We start from the raw sequence: 5,418 nt of genomic DNA on the forward strand, positions 1-5,418 counted from the left end.
TAATAATCAACGATTTACTCACCAAAACAATCCGTATTCAGATACCACTTTTGTTTTTCTGAATATCTCCAATACTAAAGGTTTACGCATCAAAAATCAGGCTTTGGTTAGTTCAACCAACAATATCAGAACTTTTGATGATTTCACTTTCCACGAACTCGACCAAAAGAATGTGGTGAGTTTGGGCGGGCGAGATTTGGGCGGTTCGGGGCGTGAGTGGTACGGTGAATCGTTTGGCGTTAGCCCCGATATAAGTTTTGATTTAAAGACCGAAGGAATTGTTCAGAATTCGATTATCAGACTCACTTCTGCCATTTTGGGGGCATCATTCACTACAACAAAAGTTAGTCTAAAACTCAATGCCGACTCGCTCATTGGTGAGCAAAGCCTTCGAGCCATTGGCACAGGCACTTACGACATTAAAGGCAACGAAAATATTCAAACCTTCACAGCAATTTCCAACGGAAAAAATACGCAAAAACTTACTTTTAGTTTCAATAAAAACAACCAAAGTTCGTCGGTGGCATATTTGAATTATTTTGAGCTACAAACCAGACGAAGATTGCAGTTTTACGAACAACAAACACTCGTTCGTTCGATTGAAAGTTTAGCAAATAAAACTTCTAACTTCATCATTAGCCAAGCCAGCAATACGCAAAAAATTTGGGATGTAACAAATCCTCTTTTGCCCGAAAACATTCCTTTTCAAATCAACAATTCAGAAGCCAGTTTCGGGGCAGAAACACAAAATAAACTCAAAACTTTCATACTGTTTTCAAACAATAATCTACTCGAACCAAACTCTATTCAGAAAGTAAACAATCAGAACATCCAGCAAACACAAACGCCTGATTTACTGATTCTTACCATCAAAAACTGGCGTGAGCAAGCTGAGCGTTTGGCCGCATTCCGCCAAACAAACGATGGTCTATCAGTTGCAGTAGTTGATATTGACCAGGTTTTTAACGAATTTTCATCGGGTAGCCCCGACCCTACCGCTATCAGAGATTTTGGACGTTTTTTATGGCAGAAAAATCCTACGAAATTAAAGTATCTGTTGCTCTTTGCCGATGCCAGTTTTGATTACAAAAACATCATACAATACGCTTCGATTGATACAAAGTTACAGATTCCAACTTACGAAAGTCGAGAATCTTTGAATCCTGTAAATAGCTACGCATCGGATGATTATTTTGGATTTTTTGAGGATAACGAAGGCGAGTGGCAAGAAAATAATGCAGGAAACCATTCAATGGAAATCGGCATCGGTCGTTTGCCAGTGAAGAGTGTGGAAGAAGCAAAAAACGTAGTTGATAAACTCATTTATTATGCCCGAACACAACGAACAGCGGGCAGTTGGCGAAGAAAAATTAGCTTCGTGGCCGATGATGGCGATTTTAATATTCATCAACAAGATGCCGATGATATTTCGGAAGTAACCTTAAAGACAACCAAAGACCTGATTATCAATAAAATATATTTAGATGCTTTTCCGCAAATTGCTACGGCCAACGGTGCGATTTCGCCCGAAGTAAACAGAGCTTTGAATAAAAATGTCAATGAGGGTGCCTTAATAATCAATTACAGTGGACACGGTGGTACTGATGGCTGGACAGAAGAGAAGGTTTTGACAAGAGAACAGATTCAAAGTTGGCGAAATTTGAATAATATGCCGTTGTTTCTGACTGCTACTTGTTCGTTTGGGCGTTTCGACGACCCAGGAAATGTTTCGGGGGCCGAAATGGCCATGTTAAGTCCGAGAGGAGCGGCCATCGGCTTGCTTACTACCACTCGACCTGTTTATTCAAACACCAATTTTTTGTTAAATAATGCTTTCTACCAAGCATTTGCACAAAAAAACACCAATCCAAATCTTCGACTGGGTGATATTTTCAGAATCACAAAAAACAATTCCTTGAGTGGGGTTTTCAATCGAAATTTTTCTCTCGTAGGCGACCCTTCCATGCAGCTTGCTTACCCAACGGATAAAATCGTTTTAAGCAAAATCAATGGCACTTCGCCCGAAAAACAAATCATTAGGGCTTTATCGAAAGTAAGTTTGGAGGGAGAAATCATTAATTCGGCCGATGGTTTAAAGAAAAACAACTTTAACGGAAAAATTCTCGTCTCTGTTTTTGATAAGCCTTCGGAAGTAAGTACGCTTGGACAAAAAACCGAAAAGTTTCGCTATAAAACTTACCGAAATCAGATTTTTGAAGGTTTGGTCGAGGTGAAAAATGGAACATTTAAAGTGACCTTCGTTGTTCCGAAAGACATTAATTATCAGGTCGGTGCTGGGCGTGTGAATTTTTATGCGGTATCGTCTGACAGCACAGTCGATGCTTCTGGAAGTTATAATGAACTGATGATTGGCGGCAGCGAAACGAATATTTTAAGCGATACAAAAGCCCCCGAAATCAAACTTTCAATTGATAAAAGTAATGTTCTTACAGCTCAGATTTCGGATGAAAATGGCATCAATATTTCGCAGGCGGGTGTAGGTCATGAGATGATCCTCGTCTTAAACGACACCTTGCAAATCATTGCTAATCAATACTTTACAAACGATAATGATTATACCAAAGGTATTATAAAATATAGCTTCGGAAAACTACCTGCGGGGCAATACACCGTTAAATTAAAAGTTTGGGACACCTATAATAATTCGGCCGAAGAAGCGTTAAAGTTTATAGTAGAAAATGAGAGATTAAAAATTCTAAAAGCTTACAATTTTCCAAATCCGGTCGAAAGCAGTACAAGTTTTTACATTGAGCACAATGCCGATAATCAAGATTTGACCTTCGTTGTGACTGTTTTTGAAGGCTCGGGAAAACAAATTTTTGAACAAACCAATGTCTGCTATCTTTGTGAAAAGTCTCTCAATATTGGCATGAAAATTGAGCCTAAAATTTGGAAAAATGGCACCTATTTTTATCGAATTACTGTTGATTCTATCTCCGAAAAAAGTACTTCATCATTTTCTGGTAAAATGGTTTTTTGGAAGTAATCAAGAAAATAAGTTATATTTGAACTTGTAAAACTAAAGACTAAAATATATTCTAAACCGATAAGTACCCTTCGAGAGGGTAGAATATTAAAAAATCTCACATGAAACGCAAATTAGTAGCCGCTTTGGCAAGCATAGCTTTAGTAAATAACCTAACAAGCCAAGCACAAGTAGTAAGAGCACTCAATCCCTCTGTTCCCTTTCTTATGATATCCCCAGATTCAAGAGGTGCTGCTTTGGGAGATGCAGGGGTAGCCTCTTCGCCAGACGCTAACTCTATTTATTGGAATACAGCAAAATTGACTTTTCTTGATAAAAATATTGGTGCCACGGTTTCTTACACTCCTTGGTTGCGAGACTTAGTCGGCGATATGGGATTAATGAATGTAGGCATGTTTAAGAAAATTGATAAAAACTCTTCTTTTGGGGCATCAATGACCTATTTTGATCAAGGAGAGATTCAATTTACAACCAATACAGGGCAAGCCAACGGAACTTTTAAATCAAGAGACTTAAGCTTTACTGCTGGTTATTCTCGTAAAATTGGCCGAGATTTTTCTACAGGCCTCAATATCAAATATATTCATTCAAATTTGATTGGAAATCAAGTCATCAATGGTGTTTCGAGTAAGCCCGCGAATAACGTAGCTGGCGATTTATCGTTTTTCTACACCAACGAAAAGCCAAGTGCTAAAAATAAAGACCGTGGAACAAGGTATTCGGCGGGTGCTGTAATCTCAAACATTGGTGGAAAAATAAATTACGGTCGTGGAGCTTTTTATATTCCTACAAACTTGAAATTAGGGGGTGCTATCAACTTCAAACTTGATGCCCACAACCAATTTAATTTCTTGCTAGATGCCAACAAATTATTGATTCCAACACCACCCTTGTGGAGCAACGGTGTAATTGTGAAGGGTAAAAATCCAGAAACAACTGGTGTAATTTCGGGCATTTTTGGTTCATTTTCTGATGCTCCCGATGGCTTTACGGAAGAAATAAGAGAAGTTACACTCTCTACAGGTGTTGAATATTGGTATAATAATTTCTTTGCTCTTCGTGGTGGATACTTTATGGAAAGTAATACCAAGGGCGGAAGAAAGTATGTAACAACTGGTTTAGGGTTTAAAATCAGTAATTATAACCTCGATTTAGCCTATTTAGTACCTACTTCACAAGGTAGCCCTCTTTCAAATACATGGAGAATATCCTTAATTTTTGATTTAGACGCTAAGAAAGTAAGCAATCCAACGGAAGTTCCTACTGAAAATCAGTAATTAGATATTTGAAGTTTCTCCAACAAAAAAGCTCAATGATTGATTTCATTGAGCTTTTTTGTTGCATATATCTTTTATAGAAAACTTATTCTTTTAGTGATAGAATAATTCCTCAAACCTAAAAATACCATTGACTATTGGGACTATCTATTGCGATTTTTTTAGGTGATTTCTTACAAACTCAACCCAGTCGGCTTCTGAATCTTTAATTTTAACGTCAGGACTGATACCCACATTATCGATTGGTTTTTGTGGCAAACGATGGCTTTTTGCTAACGAAAAGGCCACTCTCCAACCATAGCACGGTAGCCCCCAATCACGCACTTCAATGTAATCTGCCAGGCCTTTTGTATTTTCACCAAAAACTATTGTCTTGGGGCTTTGTTTCGCTTCAAAGATAAATTGCTCAGCCGTGCTTGCAGTATTTTTATTGACTAACAAAGCAACCTTTTTAGTAGCTACGGCAGGGTTTGTAGCAGTAAATTCTTTATCTGGGCCTGTTACAAACTTACCTCTGTTTGCTTCCATTTTTTGTAATACAGTCTGTAATTTGGGGCCGAGACGTTCCTTATAAATTGGAAACTCATCGATAGCCTCTAATTCATGCTTGATTGAGATGATATTTTCCTCGGTAGCTCTAAAAACTCCACCTTTGCGGACAATCGGTGTTGCACTAATATATGGAAAAAGAGGTGTAAAAGCAGCATCATCTCCACCTGGATTATTCCGAATGTCAATAATTAGGTTGGCTGAATTTTTCAGGAGATCATCATTTTTCTGCACTAATTCTTGCACAAATTCGGGGGCATTCGGAAGTGTAAAAGGAGGAAGCACAATAAGTGCGGTTACTGAATCTAACTTTTCAACGCGGTAATCGGCTATTTTATGCAGTAAATCATCATTGTTTACTTCTTCTTTTGGAATCGGAAATAGTTTATTGAATTTATAAATATTTTCAATAATCAGGAAATTCTTTACTTCACGAGTAAAATTCTTTTCGCTTGAAAAATCAGCGTAATAATAATTAGTTATATACTTTTCAGGAGCGATTTGAAGCATCTCAAACTTTGCCTTTCCTGCTTTCCAAGCGGCATTACGGTCAGCTAAAAGGAATCCTAAGAATAACTTTGGATT

3 protein-coding genes are annotated in these 5,418 nt (G+C 37.8%); 2 read left to right on the top strand and 1 reads right to left on the bottom strand.

Annotated features, from left to right (window positions below; all coding sequences use genetic code 11):
* Positions 1-3,007, top strand: a 3,007-nt coding sequence (gene porU, locus ACOVO2_RS19380; RefSeq protein WP_421771559.1) for a type IX secretion system sortase PorU, incomplete at its 5' end; no start/stop codon positions are given.
* A 101-nt stretch (positions 3,008-3,108) separates the two neighbouring features.
* Positions 3,109-4,284, top strand: a complete 1,176-nt coding sequence (gene porV, locus ACOVO2_RS19385; RefSeq protein ID WP_421771560.1) for a type IX secretion system outer membrane channel protein PorV — start codon at positions 3,109-3,111, stop codon at positions 4,282-4,284.
* Positions 4,285-4,431: 147 nt separating this feature from the next.
* Here the strand turns inward: porV and ACOVO2_RS19390 are convergent.
* On the bottom strand, positions 4,432-5,418 hold a 987-nt coding region (locus tag ACOVO2_RS19390), incomplete at its 5' end, for a S41 family peptidase (RefSeq protein WP_421771561.1).

Source organism: Emticicia sp. (assembly GCF_049241225.1).
Lineage (GTDB): Bacteria > Bacteroidota > Bacteroidia > Cytophagales > Spirosomataceae > Emticicia.

Bases quoted from the DNA above. Each gene is read 5' to 3' on its own strand.
- porV (WP_421771560.1), top strand. From the start codon at position 3,109: ATGAAACGCAAATTAGTAGCCGCTTTGGCAAGCATAGCTTTAGTAAAT.